At 60.5% G+C, this 22,393-nt stretch carries 19 protein-coding genes; 14 read left to right on the forward strand and 5 right to left on the reverse strand.

Features of this window, described 5'->3' with window-relative positions:
• The first annotated feature begins 9 nt into the window (after nucleotides 1–9).
• Together GH769_RS12420 and GH769_RS12425 are read left to right on the forward strand one after the other, a co-directional pair.
• A complete protein-coding gene (locus tag GH769_RS12420) occupies nucleotides 10–1,302 on the forward strand; it encodes an MFS transporter (protein ID WP_032901649.1) in 1,293 nt (430 codons plus the stop codon).
• On the forward strand, nucleotides 1,299–2,276 hold the full coding sequence (locus GH769_RS12425; protein ID WP_020301100.1) for a bifunctional glyoxylate/hydroxypyruvate reductase B: 978 nt from the start codon (nucleotides 1,299–1,301) through the stop codon (nucleotides 2,274–2,276). Before GH769_RS12420 ends, GH769_RS12425 begins: the two co-directional genes overlap by 4 nt.
• Nucleotides 2,277–2,927: 651 nt before the next feature.
• Here GH769_RS12425 and GH769_RS12430 read toward each other — a convergent pair.
• A complete protein-coding gene (locus GH769_RS12430) occupies nucleotides 2,928–4,586 on the reverse strand; it encodes a methyl-accepting chemotaxis protein (protein ID WP_370712613.1) in 1,659 nt (552 codons plus the stop codon).
• A gap of 200 nt (nucleotides 4,587–4,786) precedes the next feature.
• On the opposite strand from GH769_RS12430, the gene GH769_RS12435 reads away from it, so the two are divergent.
• Both GH769_RS12435 and GH769_RS12440 read left to right on the forward strand, forming a co-directional pair.
• A complete protein-coding gene (locus tag GH769_RS12435) occupies nucleotides 4,787–6,217 on the forward strand; it encodes a nucleobase:cation symporter-2 family protein (protein ID WP_032901653.1) in 1,431 nt (476 codons plus the stop codon).
• 12 nt (nucleotides 6,218–6,229) lie between these two features.
• Nucleotides 6,230–6,691, forward strand: coding sequence for an LEA type 2 family protein (locus GH769_RS12440; RefSeq protein WP_014718730.1), 462 nt, complete (start codon nucleotides 6,230–6,232; stop codon nucleotides 6,689–6,691).
• Nucleotides 6,692–6,747: 56 nt separating this feature from the next.
• Here GH769_RS12440 and GH769_RS12445 read toward each other — a convergent pair whose 3' ends face one another.
• Nucleotides 6,748–7,674 (reverse strand): carbon-nitrogen hydrolase family protein, encoded by a 927-nt coding sequence (locus tag GH769_RS12445; RefSeq protein WP_019817808.1) that lies wholly within the window; start codon nucleotides 7,672–7,674, stop codon nucleotides 6,748–6,750.
• Nucleotides 7,675–7,765: 91 nt separating this feature from the next.
• Between GH769_RS12445 and GH769_RS12450 the strand changes: the two genes are divergently transcribed.
• On the forward strand, nucleotides 7,766–8,686 hold the full coding sequence (locus GH769_RS12450; protein ID WP_020301094.1) for a LysR family transcriptional regulator: 921 nt from the start codon (nucleotides 7,766–7,768) through the stop codon (nucleotides 8,684–8,686).
• Here the strand turns inward: GH769_RS12450 and GH769_RS12455 are convergent.
• Nucleotides 8,658–8,912 carry a hypothetical protein gene (locus tag GH769_RS12455; protein WP_003190904.1) on the reverse strand — a complete coding sequence of 85 codons (255 nt, stop codon included), beginning with the start codon at nucleotides 8,910–8,912 and terminating at the stop codon, nucleotides 8,658–8,660. The genes GH769_RS12450 and GH769_RS12455 overlap by 29 nt on opposite strands.
• Nucleotides 8,913–9,076: 164 nt before the next feature.
• On the opposite strand from GH769_RS12455, the gene GH769_RS12460 reads away from it, so the two are divergent.
• Entirely contained in the window at nucleotides 9,077–9,397 is a 321-nt protein-coding gene (locus GH769_RS12460; RefSeq protein WP_019817806.1) for a YqjD family protein, read from the forward strand.
• Nucleotides 9,398–9,430: 33 nt separating this feature from the next.
• On the opposite strand, the gene GH769_RS12465 is transcribed toward GH769_RS12460, so the two are convergent.
• Nucleotides 9,431–10,468 (reverse strand): Ldh family oxidoreductase, encoded by a 1,038-nt coding sequence (locus GH769_RS12465; RefSeq protein WP_020301093.1) that lies wholly within the window; start codon nucleotides 10,466–10,468, stop codon nucleotides 9,431–9,433.
• Nucleotides 10,469–10,638: 170 nt separating this feature from the next.
• Between GH769_RS12465 and GH769_RS12470 the strand changes: the two genes are divergently transcribed.
• Nucleotides 10,639–15,786 carry a dermonecrotic toxin domain-containing protein gene (locus GH769_RS12470; RefSeq protein WP_032901654.1) on the forward strand — a complete coding sequence of 1,716 codons (5,148 nt, stop codon included), beginning with the start codon at nucleotides 10,639–10,641 and terminating at the stop codon, nucleotides 15,784–15,786.
• A gap of 19 nt (nucleotides 15,787–15,805) precedes the next feature.
• Here the strand turns inward: GH769_RS12470 and GH769_RS12475 are convergent, their stop codons facing one another.
• On the reverse strand, nucleotides 15,806–16,075 hold the full coding sequence (locus tag GH769_RS12475; RefSeq protein ID WP_014718736.1) for a PepSY domain-containing protein: 270 nt from the start codon (nucleotides 16,073–16,075) through the stop codon (nucleotides 15,806–15,808).
• A 148-nt stretch (nucleotides 16,076–16,223) separates the two neighbouring features.
• On the opposite strand from GH769_RS12475, the gene GH769_RS12480 reads away from it, so the two are divergent.
• The 7 genes from GH769_RS12480 (at nucleotide 16,224) to GH769_RS12510 (ending at nucleotide 22,229) form a co-directional block, all read left to right on the forward strand.
• On the forward strand, nucleotides 16,224–17,222 hold the full coding sequence (locus GH769_RS12480) for a FecR family protein (RefSeq protein ID WP_014718737.1): 999 nt from the start codon (nucleotides 16,224–16,226) through the stop codon (nucleotides 17,220–17,222).
• Nucleotides 17,223–17,536: 314 nt separating this feature from the next.
• Nucleotides 17,537–17,995: a hypothetical protein gene (locus tag GH769_RS12485; protein ID WP_019817803.1), complete on the forward strand. Its 459-nt coding sequence runs from the start codon at nucleotides 17,537–17,539 to the stop codon at nucleotides 17,993–17,995.
• Nucleotides 17,995–18,546: a hypothetical protein gene (locus GH769_RS12490; RefSeq protein ID WP_032901655.1), complete on the forward strand. Its 552-nt coding sequence runs from the start codon at nucleotides 17,995–17,997 to the stop codon at nucleotides 18,544–18,546. Before GH769_RS12485 ends, GH769_RS12490 begins: the two co-directional genes overlap by 1 nt.
• Nucleotides 18,547–18,614: 68 nt before the next feature.
• A complete protein-coding gene (locus GH769_RS12495; protein ID WP_003190893.1) occupies nucleotides 18,615–19,349 on the forward strand; it encodes a hypothetical protein in 735 nt (244 codons plus the stop codon).
• Nucleotides 19,350–19,410: 61 nt separating this feature from the next.
• Nucleotides 19,411–20,091 (forward strand): C39 family peptidase, encoded by a 681-nt coding sequence (locus GH769_RS12500; RefSeq protein ID WP_020301091.1) that lies wholly within the window; start codon nucleotides 19,411–19,413, stop codon nucleotides 20,089–20,091.
• A gap of 37 nt (nucleotides 20,092–20,128) precedes the next feature.
• Nucleotides 20,129–20,872, forward strand: coding sequence for a hypothetical protein (locus tag GH769_RS12505; protein ID WP_032901657.1), 744 nt, complete (start codon nucleotides 20,129–20,131; stop codon nucleotides 20,870–20,872).
• Nucleotides 20,873–20,921: 49 nt separating this feature from the next.
• On the forward strand, nucleotides 20,922–22,229 hold the full coding sequence (locus GH769_RS12510; RefSeq protein WP_032901659.1) for a hypothetical protein: 1,308 nt from the start codon (nucleotides 20,922–20,924) through the stop codon (nucleotides 22,227–22,229).
• The last annotated feature ends 164 nt before the right edge of the window (nucleotides 22,230–22,393 follow it).

Consider the following 22,393-nt stretch of genomic DNA (forward strand, 5'->3'; position numbering starts at 1 on the left):
AGCAACCCCATGGAAACCGTGAAACTCGCCACCCGTCGCTGGTGGTACATCATGCCTATCGTGTTTATCACCTACAGCCTGGCCTATCTGGACCGCGCCAACTACGGCTTCGCCGCCGCCTCCGGGATGGCCGAGGACCTGATGATCACGCCGGGCGTGTCCTCCCTGCTCGGCGCGCTGTTTTTCCTCGGCTACTTTTTCTTCCAGGTGCCGGGGGCGATCTATGCGCAAAAGCGCAGCGTCAAGAAACTGATCTTCGTCAGCCTGATTCTGTGGGGCGGCTTGGCGACGCTGACCGGCGTGGTGTCCAACGCCTACATGCTGATCGTCATCCGCTTCATGCTCGGGGTGGTCGAGGCGGCCGTGATGCCGGCCATGCTGGTGTACCTGTGCCACTGGTTCACCCGTGCCGAACGCTCGCGGGCCAACACTTTCTTGATCCTCGGCAACCCGGTGACCATGCTGTGGATGTCGGTGGTGTCGGGCTACCTGGTGCAGCATTTCAGCTGGCGCTGGATGTTCATCATCGAGGGCCTGCCGGCGGTGTTGTGGGCGTTTATCTGGTGGAAGCTGGCCGATGAGCGTCCCAAGGATGCCAAGTGGCTGAGCGATGCCGAAAAGCACAGCCTGGAAACCGCCCTCGCCGCCGAGCAGGTGGGGATCAAGGCCGTGAAGAACTACGCCGAGGCGTTCCGTTCGCCCAAGGTGATCATTCTCGCCCTGCAGTTTTTTTGCTGGAGCATTGGCGTGTATGGCTTCGTACTGTGGCTGCCATCGATCCTCAAGGCCGGCTTGCAGATGGACATGGTCGAAGCCGGCTGGCTCTCGGCCCTGCCCTATCTGGCGGCGGTGATTGGCATGCTCGTGGTGTCCTGGGGTTCGGACAAGCTGCAGAAACGTAAGCGTTTTGTCTGGCCGCCGCTATTGATTGCGTCGATTGCTTTCTACGCGTCCTACGTGCTGGGCGCCGAACACTTCTGGTGGTCCTACACCCTGCTGGTGATCGCCGGGGCCTGCATGTATGCACCCTATGGTCCGTTTTTCGCCATCGTCCCGGAAATCCTGCCGGCCAACGTCGCCGGTGGCGCCATGGCACTGATCAACAGCATGGGCGCCTTGGGCTCGTTCGGTGGCTCGTATCTGGTGGGTTACCTCAACAGCAGCACCGGCTCGCCCGGCGCTTCGTACCTGCTGATGAGCGGCGCGCTGCTGCTTTCGGTGGTGCTGACGATTTTCCTCAAGCCCGGCGCCAGTGACCGCTCGCCGGCGCCAACCCTGGAGTTGAAGGTAAAGACCTCATGAAAAAGTCCGTTGTGTTGTACAAGAAACTGTCCGCGCCGCTGATGGCCCGCCTGCATGAGCAGGCCGAGGTCACGCTGATTGATGCACTGGATGAGACCGGCCTGGCCAAACTGCGCGATGCACTGCCCACTGCCCATGGCCTGTTGGGTGCAAGCCTGCGCCTGGACGCCCGATTGCTCGACCTGGCACCCAAGCTGGAAGCAGTAGCCAGCGTCTCGGTGGGCGTCGACAACTACGATATCGATTACCTGACCCAACGCGGCATCCTGCTCAGCAACACCCCGGATGTGCTCACCGAAACCACCGCCGACACCGGCTTTGCGCTGATCCTGGCTACCGCCCGGCGCGTGGTGGAACTGGCCGACATGGTACGCGCCGGGCAATGGAACAAAAACATCGGCCCGGCGCATTTTGGCAGTGATGTACATGGCAAGACCCTCGGCATCATCGGCATGGGCCGCATCGGCGAAGCCCTGGCCCAGCGCGGGCATTTTGGCTTCGGCATGCCGGTGATCTACCACAGCCATTCGCCCAAGCCGGCGGTTGAAGCGCGCTTTGGCGCGCAGTACCGAAGCCTCAAGGACTTGCTCAAAGAGGCTGATTTTGTCTGCCTGACCCTGCCGTTGACCGCTGAGACCGAGAAGTTGATTGGCGCCGAGGAATTCGCGCTGATGGGGCCGGAGACGATTTTTATCAATATCTCCCGAGGCAAGGTGGTGGACGAGGCGGCGCTCGTGCAGGCGTTGCAGCAACGCACTATCCGCGCGGCGGGGTTGGATGTGTTTGAGAAGGAGCCGCTGGATCACGCGTCGCCGTTGTTGCGGTTGAACAATGTGGTAGCCACGCCGCATATCGGCTCGGCCACTCATGAGACGCGGGAGGCGATGGCCAAGTGTGCGGTGGAGAATCTGTTGGCGGCACTGGCTGGCGAAAAGCCGGTAAACCTGGTGAATCCAGGGGCATGGCGGCACTGACACAGCCCAAGATCAAAGGTGGGAGCTGGCTTGCCTGCGATAGCCATAGGTATCTACACAACTCTGAAGCGATCGACGGTAACCACGATGCTAAGCGAGCCGCTCTTGATCTTGATCTGGCTTTTGATCTGAAGCGCCCCGTCAAACCATGCTGGCCGAACGCAGGCTTGAAGTCGTGGGCAACCCGGCAGGACGCCGGGTTAGCCGCCCCGCGCCATGGATGGCGCGTGGCGGCGGCCCACGACTTCAAGCCTGCGTTCGGGCACACCGAGCCTAGGCGAGGTGCCGAGTGGTGGGGCGAAGGCCTTTTGGTTACTTTTGGGCCTTTCCAAAAGTGACCCGCTGTATGAGCGGAACCATAGGTGGCCGTTACCGCAGGAACGGATATGTACGCGGTCAGATCCAACATCCTGGTCGGCTGTAAGGCCGCCATCGCAGGCAAGCCAGCTCCCACATTTGGATTGCGGCGCGTCAGTTAGATCAGCGTCGGCTGTCAGTCCGTCACGGGAGCAAGCGCCCTCGCCACAGGTCAGCACCGGCCCAAGTTGTGTAGATCCCTATGCTGCGATAGCGGTAAGCCAACCCATGATGTGCTGACTGTAAGATTGCTATCGCAGGCAAGCCAGCTCCCACAGGGTTTTGTGGCGGCTGTTAGACGACGAACCTGGCCACCATCCCATTCAAATCCACCGCCAACCTCGACAGCTCATGGCTGGCCGCGCTGGTCTGGTTGGCGCCCGCCGCCGACTGGGTGGCCAAGTCACGGATGTTGACCAGGTTGCGGTCCACCTCGCGGGAGACCTGGGCCTGTTCTTCCGACGCGCTGGCAATCACCAGGTTGCGTTCGTTGATCAGGCTGATAGACGCCGTGATCTGCTCCAGTGAGGCGCCGGCTGCGCGTGCCATTTCCAGGGTGGTCTGGCTGCGCTGGTTGCTCTGTTGCATGGACTGCACCGCCTCACCGGTACCGTTCTGGATGCCGGCGACCATTTTCTCGATTTCCTGGGTCGACTGCGCGGTGCGATGGGCCAGGGCGCGCACTTCATCGGCGACCACCGCAAAGCCACGTCCGGCCTCGCCGGCACGGGCGGCTTCAATCGCCGCGTTGAGCGCCAGCAGGTTGGTTTGCTCGGCAATCGCACGGATCACATCCAGCACCTTACCGATATCCCGGCCCTGAGCGGCCAGGCCTTCAATCATCGCGGAGGTATTCTGTACGTCCTGGGTCATGGTCTGGATCGCGCCGACGGTTTCCATTACCCGATCACGGCCTTCCCGCGCGGCCTGGTTGGACTGCCCGGACGCCTCGGAGGTGGAAACCGCGTTACGCGCCACCTCCTCCACTGCCGCCGTCATCTCATTGACGGCCGTGGCGGCCTGGTCAATTTCATTGTTCTGCTGTTGCAGGCCACGGGAGGCTTCCTCGGTGACCGCGCTCAACTCTTCCGCCGCCGAAGCGAGCTGCGTGGCCGAACCGGCGATGTGCTGGATGGTCTGGCGCAGGCTGGCTTGCATGGTCGACAGCGCACTGAGCAACCGCGCCGGTTCGTCCTTGCCATCGTCCTCGATGGTTTTGCTCAGGTTGCCGGCGGCAATGGTTTCAGCCACTTCCACGGCCTTGCGCAACGGGGTCACGATGCTGCGGGTCAGCAACCAGGCCAGCAGCACGGTGAGCAATGCCGCCACCACGGAGACCGCGACCACTCCAGTGATCGCGCCCTCGTAGCTTTGCCCGGCATCCTCGTCGGCCTGCTTGGCGTCGGCCGCATTGATGGCAATCAGCTTGTTCAGTTGCTCGCCCATCTGGTCAGTGCCGTCCTTGATACGGCTGTTGATCAGGGCGCGCATCTCATCGACCTTGCCCTGTTTGGACAATGCCACCATCTCGGCCTGGGCCTTGAGGTAATTGTCCAGGGTCACGCCAAAGGCCTTGTACAGCGCTGCCTCCTCCGGGCCGGCAGGCAGCGTGGCGTATTTGGCCTGGGCGGTCTTGACCTTGTCAGCCAGCACGCCAATGCGGGTCTCGGCTTCCTGCAGGGCGGCAGGCTCGCGGTTGACCAGCACACGAAACGACAGGATGCGCATGCGCAGCACGTTTTCGGTGATGGTGCCCAGGTGGGTCATGCTGGGCAGTTGGTTGGCGCTCATGTCCTGGGAGGATTGGCGCATTTGCGTCATGCGGTTGACCGCAAACACGCCCAGCAGCACCACCAGAACCGCAATGAAGGCAAAACCGATAAACGCGCGAGGGGCAATATTCAGGTGACGGAGGGACATAGGGCTGCTCTCAGAAGTAGTGTTTGCGTGCATCCTTGCCGCGAAACGATCCGTCAGCGTCAACGCGCTGCCCAGACCTTGGTCACCACTGTTGTCGTTGTAGTGTGGGCCTATGCTTGATATCGGCTGGGCCACGGCTTTAGCGCAGGGTTTTTATAAATATTTTTTTACACTTCAGGCGCCTGGCACTTTCTGGCATCCTGCGCCTCCATTTTCTGACCCGAGCCATCATTTTGTCTGACGCTCAAGCCCCCCGCCCGCGCTATAAATCCGACCTCATGTACGGCCTCGAAGACCGCCCGCACTTCACCGCCGCGATTTTTGCCGCGTTGCAGCATGTGTTGGCAAGTTTTGTCGGCATCATCACGCCCACCCTGATCGTCGGCGGCGTACTGGGGCTGGAAAGCGAAGTGCCGTACCTGGTGAGCATGGCGCTGTTTGTATCGGGGCTTGGCACCTTTGTGCAGGCGCGCACTTTCGGGCCGGTGGGTTCGGGGCTGTTGTGCCTGCAAGGCACCAGTTTTTCTTTTATCAGTGTGATTTTGAGCGCCGGGTTTATGGTCAAGGCCCGGGGCGGCGGCACCGATGAGATCCTCTCGACGATCTTTGGCATCTGCTTTTTCGCGGCGTTTATCGAAGTGGTGCTCAGCCAATTCATCGGCAAACTGCGCAAACTGATCACCCCGGTGGTCACCGGCACCATCATTACCTTGATGGGCTTGTCGCTGATCAAGGTGGCGGTCACCGACATGGCCGGCGGCTATGGTGCCAGCGACCTCGGCGCCGCAGGCAACATGGGCCTGGCGGCGTTGGTGCTGCTGACCATCGTGGTGCTCAACCGCTTCAACAACCCGTTCCTGCGCCTGGGTTCGATCGTGATCGGGCTGACCCTGGGCTTCGTAGTGGCGTGGCTGCTGGGCCGCGTCGACATGGCCGCCCTACCCCAGGTGCCGCTGATCAGCGTGCCGGTGCCGTTCAAATATGGTTTCTCGTTCGACTGGGTGGCGTTTATCCCGGTGGCGGTGATCTTCCTGATTTCGCCCCTGGAAGCCGCCGGTGACCTGACCGCCAACTCGATGATTTCCCAGCAACCGGTCAAGGGCCCGCTGTACATCAAGCGCATCAAGTCCGGCCTGCTGGCCGACGGCCTCAACTCGGCGATGGCCGCCACGTTCAACAGCCTGCCGATGGTGACCTTTGCCCAGAACAACGGCGTGATCCAATTGACCGGCGTGGCCAGCCGCTACGTGGCGTACTTCATTGCTGGCCTGCTGGTGCTGCTGGGGCTGTTTCCGATGATCGGCGCGGTACTGCAACTGATGCCCAAGCCCGTATTGGGTGGCGCGACTCTGATCATGTTCGGCACCGTGGCCGTGGCCGGCATCAAGATCCTCGCTGAAGCGGGCCTGCATCGACGTAATGTGCTGATCGTGGCGATTTCCCTAGGCATGGGCCTGGGCGTCGCCGCCGTGCCGGAAGTGCTGCGCGAGCTGCCCAAGGCGCTGCACAACATCTTCGAATCGCCGATCACCGTGGGCGCATTCTGTGCAATCCTGCTGAACATTTTCCTGCCCGAAGAGTTCATAGAGCTGGAAGAAGATGAATTCGAGCCGGAGTCCTCTACCCTCAAGGTCATGCAGGACCCGGACGTTACCCAAAAGTAGGAGCATTTCTTTATGCGCAAGCTCATGGTTGTATCGCTGTTGCTGCTGACCTTGAGCGCCTGCGCACTGTTCCCCAACCGCGACCCGGTGAACATCAATGTGGTGGGCATCGAGCCGCTGCAAAGCCAGGACCTGGAAGTGCGCTTTGCGGTGAAGCTGCGGGTGCAAAACCCCAATGAAGCGGCAATCGACTACAACGGCGTGGCGCTGGATCTGGAGGTCAATGGCCGGCCACTCGCTTCTGGCGTCAGCGATCAGGCTGGGAGCATCCCACGCTTTTCTGAAACCGTACTGATGGTGCCGGTCAGCGTTTCGGCGTTTTCGGTGTTGCGCCAGACCCTGGGCCTTAGCCAGACCCAAAGCCTGAACAACCTGCCCTACGTGCTGCGCGGCAAATTGGCGGGTGGCCTGTTTGGCACCATGCGTTTTGTGGAGCGTGGCACCCTGGACTTACCGAACACTGCCACCTGGTAAGTGGCTGAAAACCACATGTGGGAGCTGACTTGCCTGCTCCCACAGGTTGATTGCGTTCAGTCAGTGATATAGCGAACGCCTGGCTTGGCGCGCTCGTCGACCACCAATTCAAAAATATCCGGCCTGGCGTAATGCCCCACTACGTCGTAGTCGTAGCGGGCCCGCACCAACTGATCAGTATCGATCTGCGCCGTCAACAAACCCGCTTCGCCCACCAACGGCCCCGCCAGAATATCGCCCATGGGTCCAACGATCACGCTGCCGCCGGCAATCAACGGACGGTCCACCGGCCAGTTGGCAACCTCCACACCCAAGGCTTCAGGCGATGCCTGCACCTGGCAGGCGCTGACCACAAAGCAACGCCCTTCATGGGCAATATGGCGCATGCTCACCTGCCACATGTCGCGCTCGTCCACGGTGGGTGCACACCACACCTGGACGCCCTTGGCGTACATCGCGGTGCGCAGCAACGGCATCATGTTTTCCCAGCACACCGCGCCGCCGATACGCCCAACCGCGGTGTCAATCACCGGCAGGGTCGAGCCGTCGCCCTTGCCCCAGATCAGCCGCTCGGTGCCGGTCGGCATCAGCTTGCGATGCTTGGCCACCAGGCCGCCCGAGGGTTCGAAATACAACACGCTGCAATACAGCGTACTGCCACTGCGTTCAATCACGCCCAGCACCAGGCTGGCACCGGTACGCGCCGACATCCCGGCCAGCGCCTCGGTTTCTGGCCCCGGCACGTCAATGGCATTGGCAAAATACCGTGCAAAGGCTTCCCGGCCCTCGGGCAGGCGATAACCCAATTGCGTGCCAAAGCTTTCGCCCTTGGGATAGCCGCCCAGCAACGCCTCGGGCATGACCACCAAGTGCGCGCCACTGCGCTGGATTTGATCCTCATAGGCCAGGATCTGCGCCAGGGTGTCAGCCTTGCCGCCAGGCAAGGCGCCGATTTGCAGGGCTGCGACAGTCGATACGGGCATCAGGCTTACTCCGATAGATAGGGGTTGCCCATTCTCTGGCCAGACTCGATCATGAATAAAGCCCACCTCAGTGCTAAATGATATGAGCCAAATGAATATCGCCCAGGTTGACCTCAACCTGCTCAAAACCTTCGAAGCCCTGCACGACGAGTCCAGTGCCAGCCGTGCGGCGCTGCGACTGGGTGTGACGCAGTCGGCGATCAGCGCGGGCCTACGGCGCTTGCGTGAGCTGTACGGCGACCCTTTGTTCGTGCGCACCGGACGCGGCCTGGCGCCCACATTGCGAGCCAATCAGTTGAAACCGGTGATCAGTGAGGCATTGGATCGCTGCCGCCAGAGCCTGGCGATGATCAGCCCGCAAAACTCGCACTACGAGGGCCGCTCGGTGGTGCTGGGGCTGTCGGATGACTTCGAGATTGCTTATGGCCGAAGCCTGATGGAGGCCATCGCACTGCGCCTGCCCAAACTACGGGTGATCTTTCGCCAGACCTACAGCCAGATCGTCGCCGCCGCCCTGCTCGACCGCACGCTGGACCTGGCCATTACCGCCGGCGGTTTTACCGAGCGCAGGCTGAGCCGACAGGTGCTGGGGGAAGGTGACTATCGTTGCCTGGTAGACCCCCATAGCCTGGCGCCGGGCCAGGAGGCTATCGACCTGCAGGGGTTTGTCACACGGGAACATGTATTGGTGTCGTCAGGCGGGTTTATCGGCATTACCGATGAAGGTTTGGCCGCCCACGGGCTGCGCCGCCACGTGTGCGCGTCCACCAGCCACTTTGCCGCGCTGCCGTATCTGCTCCAAGGCAGCACCGCCGTGGCAACCATTCCCGGGCATGCAGCCCACGCCATTGCGCAAATGACCGGCCTGCGCGTGCTGCCCTGCCCGCTGGCGCTACCGCATTACCCGGTGGAGTTGGGCTGGCGCACCCAGGCTCAGTTGGACCCGCTGTTGCTCAAGGTACGCGAAGCGATTGTGGCGTGCTTTACTTCGCCGCCGCCATCAGCTTGTTGACTTCACTGCGCACCATGTTGGAAAACTCCGGCGGCGACATGCCGTCGAGTTCGGCACGCACCCATTCGGCCCACTTGCCCTTGCGCTTGGCGCGCTCACCGAACAAGCGCGCGGCTTCGCCCTTGGCCTTGCCCAGGTTGGTTTGCCACAGGTCGTAGAGGCGCGACTTTTCATCTTCCAGCTCGGCGCGTTCGGCGAGGGTCTTGTTGGCGAGATTGAAGCTCATGTTGAATTACCTGCTGCACAAATAGGTGACATCTTACACTGTAGGCCCAAAGTTCCCGATCCGGATTTTGCCTCGGATGAGCGCATGGGGAAAAAAACTGCAACTTTTGCCTCCCCCCGATACTCCATTGTTCACTGCCACATCCACCTGCAAGGAGTCACTCAATGGCCCGCAAAACCGCCGCCCAAGCTGTCGAAGATCAAATCAAGGACCAAGCGTTCAGCGAACTGAGCGCGTTGATCGAAGAGTCGGACAAACTGCTCAAAAGCAGCGCATCCCTGGTGGGCGAGGAAGGTGAAACCCTGCGCGAGCAGGTTGCCATCAAACTCAAGCAAGCCCTGGAATCGGTGTCCAATGTGCGTGAACGCAGCAAGCCGGTCGTGGATGCCACCGAGACTTACATCGGCGGGCACCCATGGCAGACCGTGGCCATTTCCGCAGGCTTTGGCCTGGTGGTCGGCCTGTTGCTGGGTCGCCGTAACTGATCCATTCAGGCTGCGCCCCCCGCGCAGCCTGTTTCACCCCGCCGCCAACGCCCTCAACTCGCGCAACGCCTGCGCGTCCAGTTCGATCCCGGTTTCCTGCGACTTCGCCCGCGTACGATGGCGTCGGTCCCCCGGCAATCGACGCAACCCCGCCGCATGCATCTGCCGCACCAGCTCCTGGCTGCGTTGGGCGAAGCTTTGCCCAGCGGTTTTACTCGGGTCGATCACGATCAGAAGCTGGCCTGTCCACGGCGTGCGCGCGCCTGGGTGGTCCGTCCAATCGAATTCAAAAGAGAAGTTGCCGCCCGTCAACGCTGCCGCCAGCAACTCCACCATCATCGACAGTGCCGAACCCTTGTGCCCGCCAAATGGCAACAGTGCGCCGCCTTCCAGAATGGCTTTAGGGTCCTGGGTCGGCTGCCCGAGGCTATCGACGCCCATGCCCGGTGGCAACCGCTCGCCTTTGCGCGCGGCGATTTGCACGTCGCCATGGGCGATGGCGCTGGTGGCCAGGTCAAACACAATCGGCGCACCGTCGGCCCGGGGCGCCGCAAACGCGATGGGGTTGGTGCCGAACAACGGACGATCCGCGCCGTGGGGCACCACGCAGGTCATGCTGTTGACCACGCTGAGTGCCACCAGCCCCTCCTCGGCAAACGGCTCGACGTCCGGCCACAGGGCAGCAAAGTGATGGGAGTTATGGATTGCCAGCAACGCGATGCCGGCGCTGCGTGCCTTCTCCACCAGCAACGGGCGCGCCGCCGCCAGGGCCGGCTGGGCAAAACCATTGCCCGCATCGACGCGCACAAAGCCTGAGGCCACATCGGTCACGCTGGGGACGGCGGTGCCGTTGACCCATCCACTGGCCAGCGTCGAAAGGTAACCGGGGATGCGAAAAATACCGTGACTGTGGGCACCGTCACGCTCGGCACTTGCGCAGTTGTGCGCAAGAATCGCAGCAACCTGCGCCGATGTGCCGTGCCGAACGAACACCTGATGAAGTAACTCCTCCAGTTCAGCGAAGCGGATCGAGGCACAAGCGGTGGCAACTGTCGGGGACTGCGCAGACATTTGAAGCTCCGTTTTTATGATTGGAAGGGGCAACGAATGGGACATCCAGACCCTCGATTAAACACCACGCACGCTCTGCGTTGTCAACGTGCGCAGCGCTGAATATTTACCGCCTTGCACCACGGACGCCTGCCTACCCTGTGCTTTTCCTGGCACGCCGGAGACAGGCTGTGGTTCGCTTAACGCCCCCGTATTTCTTCCCTGAGTTTCTCAAACCCCAAGGCAAAGCCTCGCCCACCGCTCGTGAACGTACGCTGGGGCTCACCGCCAAAGACGTTGATTGGCTGTACAACCTTTACCTGGCTACCGACGAGTCTCGGCAGGACACAAGCCGGCATGATCACCCCATGCGTGTTGAAAAGGTCCTGATCAACATTTCCGGCAAGCCCCCCATTCCCCTTGCCGGCGCGTTCGCGATCAGCCCGACACCCGACGCCGCCAAGGCATTGCTCTACACCCCGGATAACGGCATACAGGTCTATGACAGCCACGCTGCCCTGCTGAGCGAATTGATCGAGCAATTGGAAGACCCACTGCAGAGCGCCCCTTTGCTGAGCTACCTGTCGATGGACCAACGCAATGCGCTGGGCGCTGACACGCCCATGGTGTTGACCACTCAGCTCATCGAAGGTGAAGTCATGACGGAGCAGGCACGCATGCTCCAGGCCTGCCAGCTGGATAACGTCAAGGCCATGCTCGACCACCTGCAAAAAACCCCGACCTTGCCTGACATGCTCGACACGCTGCTGAGCGTCATGGCCCGCCCCCATTTCAAACACCTGGATCAACGGGACACACGGGTCAATGTCTTAACCCGCGAAGCTGAGCAAGCAACGCCACGCTGGGTCAACTCGCAGACCTTGAGCGAAGCGCTGCTGCAATTTTATGTGCGTCACAGGTGGCCCAAAGGGCAGATACGCGAATACTCGAACCCAAAACATGACACCACTGGTTTCACTGCCTCCGAACGGGAAGAAGATCACCGGCGTTGGGAGGCCTTGATCGAACAAAGCTCCAGTACTTTCTCGAAGCTGTTGGAAAGCCTGTTGCAGACCTACTGGAATGAAGATATCGACAGCGGCACCTCGCGCGTGGATTTTTTTGCTCAAGGCGTGGCGCAGAAGTTTCGCCTCGATGTGTTGCTCAAGCGCCAGGGCGAGATTATTACCGCCGAGGAAAGCCACGCACTTCAGGCCCTGTTCCTCAGCGACCAAAGCGCCCGCAGCGCCCATGCCGAAAACCTCAGCGTGGAAAAGGTGCGCCTTTATGCCCCTCATCAACATTACGTTGAACCAGCGAGCACCTTGATGATCACCGAGCACCACGCGTACCTCTACACCCAATCGCGCGGGTTACAGGTGCTGGAAAACCTCGACGACCTCAAAGACCGGTTACTGAGCATGCTCAAGGCCGAAGGCTACGAGGACGAATGGCTCAACTTCCTCTCATTGGATGAGCGCGACACGCTGCTCGGCCTGGACCCGATCACCATCGCGGCAAGGCCGATACCCGGCAATGTGTTCGTGACCTTGGTACAAGACATTGCGCGCAAGCAAACGGACAACCTTAACCACGCCCTGGAAATCTACCGGCGCAGCGATGGCCAAGTGGACCTCACAGCCCTGCTCGACAGTGCCCTGGACGTACGTGCCTTGCTGGACAATCAACTGGCCACACTAGAGACCGACGGGCGCTGGACCTTGCATCCGGTCACCCGTGGTAATGGCCGCCCTACGACCGTCAAGGCCGAGCGCGCCCGGCTGCAGCTTCAGAACCTGCGGGCGATTGAGCGTGCGCTGGCGATGGAGCGCGCGCACCACCCGACCTTACGTAGCATCGTCGCTGACACGCTCAACGCTGAACTGCAACTGCAACTGCAGCAACAGTCAGTCAAAGCCGAAGAGGTGTTTATCAATACCTACGCCACGCGTGCCCAGGAGCGTGAAGAGCGTGCGACAGTGCAGTCATTGAGCATGCTTGAGCACTTCATTGAACGCCTGGCCCAAGAGGCGCCTGCGGTGCCCTTCTCGTCCAGGACGAAGTTCTATACGCGGGGCGAAGGCAATGTCTTCGTGCAATTGCCAAGCATGACGCTCAAGACGTTCAACACCGTCATCGAGCGCGTCCTGCTGCTGTTTTCCAAGCACGCCATGCGCCAGCAACCCCATGAGTTTCTGGTCAAGACTCACACCAAACACGCCCACTCGATGCTGGTGGGGTTACGCAGCGAAGCCGAGCTGAGGTCGCTGGATAAAACCCTGGCGCCCACAAGCCAGGCCATTCTCGACACGCTACTTCAGCCCGACAGTCTGTCGCGCTTGACACGCCATGGCCTTAACGGATTTTTGCCGGATGCCTATGGGTTGACGTTGGACTTGAACGCCGTCGATACGCCACAACCGCTGGCCAATACGTTCGTGATTACTGAGCGCGGCGGTATCGACCCGCAGCGCTCGGGCCAGGCGCTGCTCTGGACCCCGCGCCTGGGCTACGAAGTCTTTGCCTCGATCAACGCCCTGCGCGATGAAATCACCCAGCGCCTGGCGCACCCGATCAACAGCTTGAGCCTGATGGAAAATCTGCCGTTCAGCTTGCGCGAGCCCCATCAGGCATTTCGCCAGGGCCCGCTGCAACGTATTGATCAGGACCTGTTGAATGACCGAGTAGACAGCTACAACGACGCGGTCATGGAAGGCGTGGATCACCTGCAATCCATGGGCCTGCGCGCCCGTGCCTTGCAGGATCGGTTGGACGCCGTCATCGAACAGCCTCCGCCCACCAACCTTGGCAGGGCAATCACACTGGCCGATGCCATGGTCAACCAGCAGGCACTGCCGGTGTGGCTGGGTATGGCGCCGGCCCAGGACCAAATCCACCAGGCTGAACTTCTGGAGCAGTACTGCAACAACGCCGACGAGGAACATGACTACCTGCATGACATCCAACCCCTGCGTGCTTATGCCTTCACCACGCTGATGACGCTGCTTGAGGCGCGCTTTCCCGGCCAGGCGCTCAACCCCGATCACATCCTGATCCCCACCGATGCAGTGCTCGATGTGAATGTCGACAACCTGACCGACTTTGCGTTGCGGCACTGGCCAAATCTGACGGTTCAACACATCCGCCCACGTTCACGCACGGCAAAGCCATTACCGCAAGCCCTGGACGCAAGTGCCGTAATACAAATGGTGCGACAGCTGGATCTCAAAAGCGCTTATCAGCAACAGGTGCGAAGCCACCTTGAGGCGCAAACCGATGATGCACGCCAACGCAGGCGTCTGTTTTGCCGTCAGTTGCCGTGGCAAGCGCTGCAACACGCTGACGAGCAACGGTTGCAGGAGCGGCTTTCCACCCGAGCCTTGAGCCTGGTCCAGCAGATTTTCGATATGCCGGACACCGTGGCCCGAGCTTCACTCAGCGGGACCACGGCGATGATTCGACCGCTGGAACTGATCGCCACCGAAGGCGCCAGTACCGCCAAGGTGCTGGGTGTGTACCTGATCGGCCCGCAGTTTCCTGGCGAGGGTCCATGGGTGCTCTACGCGCCGTACAGCGAACAGCATGTGTTCAAGGAATACGCGGATGAAACGGCCTTGCTGGATGAGATACAAAGGCCCGGCATCCTGCAGGACTGGGTGCTTATGCACATGGAAGATCCGCACCAGGCCACTTACCGCCATTTGCTGAAAAACAACCAGCATAGCCCGTCCGATATCCGCCTGGCCGCTTCGGCAGTGACGGGCAATGTGCTGCATTACCTGTTCAGCGAGAACACATTGATGTTGCTCAAGGTACTGGGCAGCCAATTCGAAGAAGGCACCAAGACCTTGTGGGATCATGCGACCCGCTTGTTCGGCACGCAAATCCCGACGGCGGTGCAGTTCATGGCCGGCAAACTCGCCTACCCGCTGGTGGTATGGCGTAGCTACACCTTGTTCAAGCGCTCGGCCGAAGCCTTGCAGCTACACCAGTGGCAGGCTGCATTCAAGGATTTCGTCAGGGGCGTGGCGCAAATGGCCGCCCTGCGCAGTGCGCTGGACGGCACCGCCCTTGCCCCACCCACTGAAAAGGAGCGCTCGCTGGCCGAGCTGACAGATGAGTCACTGCCCGCAGCCACCACCCTCGCCACCTGGCATGTCACCTGCCCTTCGCGCACCCGGCTGCAACCGTTCGAGGCACAGGACGTGGCGTTGCAAGACCTGAAAAAGAGCACGCTCAGCCAGGTGTATGAAGACCAGAAAAACGCGAAATACTACGTGCCGCTGGCCGGCAAGGTGTATAGCGTCAAGAACGCCGCACAACATTGGCGCCTCGCCAACGACGAGCAGGTGGGGCCGTACATCGGCCGTAATGCGCAGGGCATATGGGTACTGAAGCTGGACGGCCAGGAGCCGCGCTTCGGCAGGGCCCAGTCGTACCTCAAGACGTGGCGCAATGAGGTACGGGACATCAACATTGAAGCGGTCGGTATCCGCGATATTGGCGCGTTGACCTATTGGAAAGCCCAGGCCATCACCGAAGCGTTGAACTTTGCGACTTATTACGCGCTGAACTGCCGCCGCAACGTTGCGCAATTTGCTGTACAACGCGACCCTGACAGCCGGGTTGGGCGATTTTTAGGGGAAATGTTTGGTGTCGTCACACTGACCCCGGACCAGGTCTTGAGAGTCACAAAAATAATCGACGAGATCATCGATGAACTCACCGACCCCAGCTTGACCGGTCCGAACTCCATGCGTTTTGTCGCGGGCACCAGCCGACAGGACCCGGCGTCGGATTATGCATTCATGATTCCCGCTGACACAGAACGCAAGCTGTATCTTCTGAGCCGATTCTTCGACCCTAATCTGGACGTCTACCAGAACCGTCTGCTGGAGAATGTGGCGTTCAACATATCGACGCACGCCAGGGCCAGCACGCTGATTCACGAATTATCGCACTTGAAGCTCGACACCGTGGACATTGCCTACCTGGACAGCATGCGACCCTTCCCAGACTTGATCAATATCGAAAGGCCCGGCGCCGAAGTGCTTAAAACCACCCTGGAGGATCTGCGCAGCACCGCGCTATCGACGATGACGCCTGCAACGATGCTGTTCAAGACTCAAGACACCCTCACCGAACTGTGGGAAGACTTCAAACCAGGTTCTGCAATTGAAAAGAAAATTTTCAAGGCCACCGGTGCCAAGACCTTGCAGGACGCGAGGATCATTTTCATGTCAGTCCCTGATAAACGGATTGACACCATTCTGGCCAACGCCGACTCGGTGACGTACCTGATCACCCATCTTGGCCGCCAGGTGGAGCCGGGCGCCTGAACGGCCCCCGGCGAGTGCATCAGTCTTTCTGGTCACGCAGCACGTTACCGGAAGCGCCATCGATGCGCGCCTCATACACGATGCCATCGGACTTGCGACCTTTGACTTCCCAATAGCCATTGTCATCCGCTTCAGCGGCGTAGACCTCAATGTAGCCGGCCTTGGTTTTCGCCACCTCGATGGCTTTCTCAATGGTGATCCAGCCTGCACCCGGCTTGTCGGCCATGGCGGCGCCAGCGCTCAACAGCGCGGAAGTAGCACACAGGGCGATCAAAGTTTTCTTCAACATTTTCGTACTCCATAGTGGACGACAGGTTAATTCCTGAATTTTTAGGCGCACACAAACAAGAATAAGTTCCAATTGATGTGCAATCGCCATGATGCGGTTCTCGCCGTCCACCTTGGGAGGTTAGAATGTGGGAAATCAGGATGAGTTAATGAGCGAAAAGCCCCTTTCAGAAACCGAATATGACGCCATCACCGACGCCGCCGCGCATTGGTGCATGCGCCTGCATGCTGCAGATTGCACGGCGGGCGAACGTCAGGCTTTTACCCAGTGGCACGATGCCCATCCGCTGCACGCCTTCGAATATGCAGCCATGCTCGAGATCTGGGACGTGGCCGACCACCTGCCCCGCGACAAGCCTGAGGCGGTGGTGGTCCCAATCAAGAAGCCAGCCAGCCGCTTGCGCACCTACGCGGTGGCCGCAGCGGTGTGCCTGGCGGCATTGCCGCTTGCCGCCTTCACCGGCTGGGAAGCGGGCTGGTTGCCCAGCTCCTATGAACGGTTCGAAGCAGCCAATGGCTTGAAAAAAGTCACCCTGGGCGATGGCAGCCAAGTGGAGTTGAACCTAGGCACCGAGTTGGTCTACAGCCATTACAAGGACCAGCGCCGTGTCACCCTGAAAAAGGGCGAAGCGTTCTTCAACGTCACGCACGACAGCCACCACCCGTTTATCGTGCGGGCCGGCGAAGGCCAGGTGCGAGTGACCGGCACGCAATTCAATGTCTGGGAATATGAAAATCAGGTGCGGGTGATGTTACTGGAGGGCTCGGTGCAGATCTCCAGCGACGGCGAGCATGCCAGTGTGCCGCTTAGCCCAGGCATGCAAGCCAGTTTCCATCAGGGTGACGCGACCCCGCAGGTCGCCGCTATCAATCCCGATGACACCGCGCTGGCATGGCGCCAGGGCAAGCTGGTGCTCGACAACCTGACCCTCACGGACGCCTTGCCCCTGATCAACCGCTACCTGAAAAAGCCGGTGATGCTCGCAGACGCCAGTACCGGCGCGATTCGCGTCGGCGGTATCTACAACATCAATGAGGTCAACAACCTCGTGCCCTCCCTGCCCAAGGTGTTGCCGGTGTACCTGACCCAAAACCAGGACGGCAACCCCGTGCTCAACTCCATTCCGCGTAAAGCCCCCAAGGGCTGAGCCCGCTCGCACGAAGCGGGACGTTTGGGCCGCAGGTGTCCATTTTTGAAACACCTCCCTCACCTGCATCGCCCGCCGTATGCGGATTCATGGTTCTGTCACAGGCAGTGTTACATGGCTGAGACAGCGTGAGATGAGCATGGGTCTATCTCACGCCTTTGAGACTGTTTCAACCCTGAAACAGGGTTGTCATCACTTTGCCTCGACTTTCTCCCAACCCCTTGAATAACCACATCTAATAAAAAGCGGCACGCCTTCTGCTCTTTCCCTGACAACGCTGTTTAGGGTCAGCGTTAAGAATAAGGACTGCCGCCGTGAACACACTCACACACGCCTCGTCGATAAACGTACTGCTGATCAGTTGCGTGCTCAGTGCAGGTGTCAGCCTGACGAGCCAGGCGGGTGACGGTGTGATCGTGACCGGGCGTACGGTGCAGGGCCACATGTACGGGCGCACCTCGCTGCCCGACCCCTACCCCAACACCGCCAATGCCAACCCCAGCAAAGAGATCAACAACGCTTTGACCGGCGAACTCAGCGACAGGGATATCGGCGGCATCAGCAGTGGCTCCAGCCTCGCCCGCTCCCTGCAGCCCAACGGCAGCCTGTCAGGCCTGGGCGCCACCCAAAACAGCATGTCGACACTCGGCGCTGGCGCAGCGGCAGGCCATGGTGCGGGCAGCGGCAGCAGCATGGGCGGGCAGATCAGCGACTCGATCCAGCGTGGCATGGCGCCGCTCAACAACCTCGGCAGCATGATGGGGGGCAAGTGATGAAGCGCGCCCTGTTGGTGCTTGCCCTGCTGGGCAGCGCCTCGGCCATGGCCGACAACACCGCCGTGATCAACCACAGCGGCCAGCAATACGACGGCGTGCTGTCGATCAACCAGGCCGCCGGCACGGGGCAACAAATGTCCAACAGCCGCGCCATCGCGCTCGGTGGCCAGGCCACCAACGTCGACATCCAGCGTGTCGACGGCAAGGTCGACCCGTCCCTGAACGCCAAGGCCGCGATCCAGGGCAACTCATTCAGCAGTGGCAACGGCGTACTGGGCATCAACCAGTCTGCCGGGGCTAATAACCAATCCATCAACGCTGTGCGGATCAGCCTCAACCCTGGCCCGCAGAGCATCGATGACAGCGTCCTGTTGCAACAGAACACGACGACGCTGGCAACCGACTCAGGGCTCACCCGCACCACTGGCAGCCGCCAGGTCGTGACCAGCGACCAGGCCTTCACCGGCAGCCGAGGAGTGACACAGGTGAACCAGAGTGCCGGGGTGGGGAACCGAGTGGCTAACACCCTGGGCATCACTATCAAGTAACCGCTTGGTAGACGTTCGTTAGACCGTACCAACACTTAACCAACTAATTAGAAGCAAGGAGAAACACCATGAAACCTCAAATGGCTCTGAAACCAATGGTTTTCGCTCTCGCCGCACTCATGGCTGCTGCTGCTCAAGCGGGTGGCTGGCATCCAACCCCACAACCCACCGGTACTGTGGCCGCTGTGGTCACTGACGTACAGAAAAGCGAACACAACAAATTCGACGACACCAACACCGAGAACAACGCATCAGCCGACAACTCGGTAAATAGCAACAGCGGTAATGTCGGGGTCAACGCACAATCAGGTTCCGGCAACCAGGCTGACAACGCCGGCGCCATTTCCAGTGCCAAAGGCGACTTCGCCACCGTGTTTGCCGTGATCGATGTCGACCAAGGCAGCTCGCATAACAACTTCGTCAACAAAGGCACGCAAAACAACGCCTCCCTGGACGGTTCCATCACCGGCAACTCCGGCAACGTGGGTTACAACGGCCAGGCCGGCCAGGGTAACCAGGGTAAAAACAACCTGGCCATCACCACCGCTGACGGCAAGAACATCGCAGCAGCGTCCAACACCGAGCAGAACTCGCTCAACAACAGCTACCTGAACACGGCCGCCAGCAGCCATGGTTATGGCAAGCCTCAATACGTGTCCAACAACGCAAGCCTCGACAACTCGGTTAACCGCAACTCCGGCAACGTAGGTGTCAACCTGCAATCGGGTGCGGGCAACCAAGGCAGCAACAGCCTGTCGATCGGCCAAGGTTGCAGCGTCTGCGCCAGCGGCGTGCGCTTCTGATCCAACGGGGCCTTGGCGACAAGGCCCTTTTTTATTCCAGTGTCCAACAGGTCATTCGATCATGCGTATCGCGACCCTCACCCTCCTGATGTTACTCACCGGCACGACCTGGGCAGGCACCATGGCGATTTCCGCCATGCCCGGCGGTGCGGTGATTTTCAAGAAGGTCGAGAGCATTCGCGAGCGCCGGTTCGCCAACCTGGTGGAACAGAAAACCGACTTCAGCTGCGGTGCCGCAGCACTCGCCACCATCCTGCGCCAGGCCTATTGGCTGGACGTCGACGAAGCACACATCATCAAAGGCATGCTGGTCACCGCCGACCAGGACCTGGTGCGAACCCAGGGCTTTTCCATGCTGGACATGAAGCGCTACCTCGAGAGCATCGGCATGCGTGCCCGGGGCTACAAGATCGCGCCTGAGACCCTGCTGACCGTGAAAATCCCCGTGGTGGTGCTGCTGGAAATTCGCGGCTACAAGCACTTCGTGGTGTTGCAACGGGCCGACAAGGACTGGGTGTACATCGGCGACCCCGTATTGGGCCACAAGCGCTATTCCCGTGACGATTTCGTCAAAGGCTGGAATGGCATTGTCTTCGCCGTACTGGGTGAGGGTTACGACAAGGCCAACGTCTTGCTCGACCCGCCCCTGCCGCTGACCGCCAAGAGCCAGATGAATGAGTTCAGGCCTGTGGGCGATGCCGAGCTGATGGATTTCGGTTTTATCCAGAGCGACTTCTTCTAGAAGCGCAATAAGGGGCAGGACGCCCCAGGAGCAGCAGATGAACACTTCCCGTTGGCTGACGGTCTTGTGTCTGGCCGCCTCAATGCCTGCTTATGCGTCCTCGGGGTTCAAGCCCATCGAACTCAAGGACGCCGAAATGGCCGAGCTGCGCGGCCGTTATGTGATGCCGGGACGCATCATCAGCTTTGGCATTGTCATGAGCAGCACCTGGACCAATGCCGAAGGTAGCAACATCACCGGCACGGCCAACATGCAGATCGACAAGACCACCATTACGCCACAGTTCTACGTGCAAACCACCGGCTCGACCGGTACCGGCACGCGCCCCAACACGGGCACCGGCAATGTGGTCGGGGGTGCCGGCCTCGGCAGCGGCCAGGGCGTGACCCAAAGTGTACGCACCGCCGGCGATGGCAACGCCGCCTACAACAATGTGGGCATCAACGTCGAAAATGGGGTTAGCCCCGCCAATAACCTGCAGTCCGGCCAGGTGCTGGTGGCGGGCGGTACAGTGACCGGGGACAGCGCCGCGGGCCGTGTCAGCGTATCGGCCAACAGTGGCGGCGTGCAGATGGCCATCCAGGCCAATCACAACCAGGGCAACAGCCTGCAACAGATCGGCGCGGGGAACGTGCTGCAGGGCACGGTATTGACCGGCGATAGCAACCTTGTCAGAAACATCACCCAGATCAACGTGGTGATGAACAATAACGGGCTGAACAACGCCGCGTTGAACTGCAACCTGGATCAACTCAAAGGCCTACGCACGCTCGGTTATTGAACTACGCTGACCCTCGACACTTACGCATTAGAAAAGGACGGCTTATTTCATGCATCGATCGTTATCGCTACGTGCGGTGGTTTGTTTGAGTACGCTCTTGCCCGCATCCGTGCTGTATGCCGCGCCAGACGCTGACATCGAAACCCTGAAGAAGGAACTGCTGGAACTCAAGCAACGCTACGACGTGCAGCAAAAAGCCTTGGCCGTGCTGGAGCAACGTGTGCGCCAGGTCGAGGACCAACCGGCAACGCCCGCCCCCAGGCGCCTGGCCAAATCACCGGCCGACTTCAAGAACGGCGCTAACACTGTCGCGGCTAGCGGTACGGGCGCAGCCGCGGCATCCGGTGGCGCTGGCGGGGGTGGCAGCTCCTACGGCCAGGCCCTCAAGGAGGACTCGGCCCCTGCGCAAAGTGTGAGCAACCTGTACAACGAGGCCAGCGGCTTTTTCGGCAATGGCAAGTTCAGCGTGGAAACCGGCATCACCTATGCCCGTTATGACGCGCGCCAGTTGACGCTCAATGGTTTCCTGGCGCTGGACTCGATTTTCCTGGGCAACATCAACCTGGACCGGATCAAGTCCGACAGCTGGACCCTGGACCTCACCGGGCGCTACAACGTCGACAACCGCTGGCAGTTCGACCTGAACGTACCGGTGGTGTACCGCGAGTCCACCTACCAGTCGGGCGGCGCCGGCAACGACGCCACGGCCACCTCCGAAGGTTCCGTGACCCGTGACCCGACCATCGGCGATGTCAACTTTGGCGTGGCCTACAAGTTCCTCGACGAAACCCCGACCTTGCCCGATGCGGTGGTGTCGGTGCGCGTCAAGGCCCCGACGGGCAAAGAGCCCTTCGGCATCAAACTGGTCAAGCAACCTAACAACGATAACCTCTACGTGCCCGAAAGCCTGCCCACGGGTAACGGGGTCTGGTCGGTCACGCCGGGCATCTCCCTGGTCAAGACCTTCGACCCGGCCGTGCTGTTCGGTTCGTTGTCGTACACCCACAACTTTGAAGATTCTTTCGATGACATCAGCAGCGAAGTCAATCAGAAGGTAGGAGGCAAGGTACGCCTGGGCGACAGCTTCCAATTCGGGGTCGGCGTCGCCTTTGCCTTGAACGAGAAGATGAGCATGTCGTTCTCGGTTTCCGACCTGGTGCAGCGCAAGAGCAAGCTCAAGCCCGATGGCGGCGACTGGCAATCAGTGGTGTCCAGCGATGCCAACGCCGGCTATTTCAACGTGGGCATGACGATTGCCGCCTCGGATAACCTGACCATCGTGCCGAACCTAGCGATTGGGATGACCGATGATGCGCCGGACTTTACGTTCAGCCTGAAATTCCCGTATTACTTCTGATTGGTTTGCCTGCGGGCGGTGTATCAGTTACTGCATCTGTGACTGCACTCCCGCTTTCGCAGGCAAGCCAGCTCCCACATGGGCCCTGTATTGCCCACAGAATCAGCGCCTGACACAAATCCCCTGTGGGAGCGGGCTTGCCCGCGATGGCGGTGTGTCAGTTG

Origin of the sequence: Pseudomonas sp. CFSAN084952, assembly GCF_009648855.1 — a bacterium.
Taxonomy (GTDB): domain Bacteria; phylum Pseudomonadota; class Gammaproteobacteria; order Pseudomonadales; family Pseudomonadaceae; genus Aquipseudomonas; species Aquipseudomonas paracarnis.

Coding starts and splice junctions, on each gene's coding strand:
- GH769_RS12420 (WP_032901649.1), top strand. CDS start 10: ATGGAAACCGTGAAACTCGCCACCCGTCGCTGGTGGTACATCATGCCT.
- GH769_RS12425 (WP_020301100.1), top strand. CDS start 1,299: ATGAAAAAGTCCGTTGTGTTGTACAAGAAACTGTCCGCGCCGCTGATG.
- GH769_RS12430 (WP_370712613.1), bottom strand. CDS start 4,586: ATGCACGCAAACACTACTTCTGAGAGCAGCCCTATGTCCCTCCGTCAC.
- GH769_RS12440 (WP_014718730.1), top strand. CDS start 6,230: ATGCGCAAGCTCATGGTTGTATCGCTGTTGCTGCTGACCTTGAGCGCC.
- GH769_RS12445 (WP_019817808.1), bottom strand. CDS start 7,674: ATGCCCGTATCGACTGTCGCAGCCCTGCAAATCGGCGCCTTGCCTGGC.
- GH769_RS12450 (WP_020301094.1), top strand. CDS start 7,766: ATGAATATCGCCCAGGTTGACCTCAACCTGCTCAAAACCTTCGAAGCC.
- GH769_RS12455 (WP_003190904.1), bottom strand. CDS start 8,912: ATGAGCTTCAATCTCGCCAACAAGACCCTCGCCGAACGCGCCGAGCTG.
- GH769_RS12460 (WP_019817806.1), top strand. CDS start 9,077: ATGGCCCGCAAAACCGCCGCCCAAGCTGTCGAAGATCAAATCAAGGAC.
- GH769_RS12465 (WP_020301093.1), bottom strand. CDS start 10,468: ATGTCTGCGCAGTCCCCGACAGTTGCCACCGCTTGTGCCTCGATCCGC.
- GH769_RS12475 (WP_014718736.1), bottom strand. CDS start 16,075: ATGTTGAAGAAAACTTTGATCGCCCTGTGTGCTACTTCCGCGCTGTTG.
- GH769_RS12480 (WP_014718737.1), top strand. CDS start 16,224: ATGAGCGAAAAGCCCCTTTCAGAAACCGAATATGACGCCATCACCGAC.
- GH769_RS12490 (WP_032901655.1), top strand. CDS start 17,995: ATGAAGCGCGCCCTGTTGGTGCTTGCCCTGCTGGGCAGCGCCTCGGCC.
- GH769_RS12495 (WP_003190893.1), top strand. CDS start 18,615: ATGAAACCTCAAATGGCTCTGAAACCAATGGTTTTCGCTCTCGCCGCA.
- GH769_RS12500 (WP_020301091.1), top strand. CDS start 19,411: ATGCGTATCGCGACCCTCACCCTCCTGATGTTACTCACCGGCACGACC.
- GH769_RS12505 (WP_032901657.1), top strand. CDS start 20,129: ATGAACACTTCCCGTTGGCTGACGGTCTTGTGTCTGGCCGCCTCAATG.
- GH769_RS12510 (WP_032901659.1), top strand. CDS start 20,922: ATGCATCGATCGTTATCGCTACGTGCGGTGGTTTGTTTGAGTACGCTC.